This is a genomic window from Mesorhizobium sp. P5_C1 (assembly GCF_054049815.1).
Window position 1 is genome coordinate 1 of the sequence record NZ_JBFULQ010001157.1, and the last position, 896, is coordinate 896.

An 896-nucleotide genomic window follows, 5' to 3' on the forward strand; every position below is an offset into this window, starting at 1 on the left:
GCGCCTTACGGTGGAATGTACTGGTTTCGTCCTGCCGCTCTCAGCAAGCTTTTCGAACATAAGTGGACCTGGGACGACTTCGCCAACATGGATTATCGGGATGGGAGTTTGGTCCACGCCATAGAGCGGATCATTGCCTATGTCGCGATCGACGCCGGATACACCTTCCGGCATGTGGTGACCGCGAGGAATGCGGCCCACAACTACGTCATGTTGGAAGCCAAATTGCAGGCATTGTTAGCGGACGGAGCGCCAGCGGAATTCGGAAACTTGGGAGTGGCAAGGTCCTTTCGTGGCCTTCTCTTCTCGATCAAGAGATCGATCGTGACCACATCGCCAACTGCGTTCAGGATCCTCAGGCCGATCTACCGCGGTCTGCGAAGGATGATCACGCTTGGTCGCGGCGCGACAAACTAAGCTCACCCCATGGCCAATTCACTCGGGAAAGGCTCCAGGCGACCTAGGTGAATTTCGCTCAGGCGATATCCCATTTGAGGTTTCGGCACCCGAGGATAGGAGGCCAATCAATCGCGAGGCGCTGTTAAGTCAGCGACTCTACCCGGCCAGCTCGAAGCGTCATCTTCTTCGTGCAAACGCGCTGGATGAGCGACTCGTCGTGGCTGGCCAGCACGATGATGCCGGCTTTTTCCGCCAATTCGTCCATGCGTCGCTTGGCTTTTTCCTGGAATGACGCGTCGCCGGCGCCAATCCATTCATCCATCAGCAGAATTTCAGGTTCGAGCGCGGTCGCCGCTGCAAACGCCAGCCGTGCCGCCATGCCCTGGCTGTAAGCCTTGAATGGCAGGTCGATGAAATCGCCCAGCTCGCTGAAATCGATTATTTCTTCCATCTTCTCTTCGATCTCGGCCAGCGTCCAACCGCTGATCAGCCCCCTC

At 57.1% G+C, this 896-nt stretch carries 2 protein-coding genes; one reads left to right on the plus strand and one right to left on the minus strand.

Features of this window, described 5'->3' with window-relative positions:
- Positions 1-417, plus strand: a 417-nt coding sequence (locus ACXJ7R_RS34575; RefSeq protein ID WP_457155711.1) for a rhamnan synthesis F family protein, incomplete at its 5' end; no start/stop codon positions are given.
- A 124-nt stretch (positions 418-541) separates the two neighbouring features.
- On the opposite strand, the gene ACXJ7R_RS34580 is transcribed toward ACXJ7R_RS34575, so the two are convergent.
- A partial coding sequence (locus ACXJ7R_RS34580; RefSeq protein WP_457155712.1) for an ATP-binding cassette domain-containing protein occupies positions 542-896 on the minus strand: 355 nt, incomplete at its 5' end.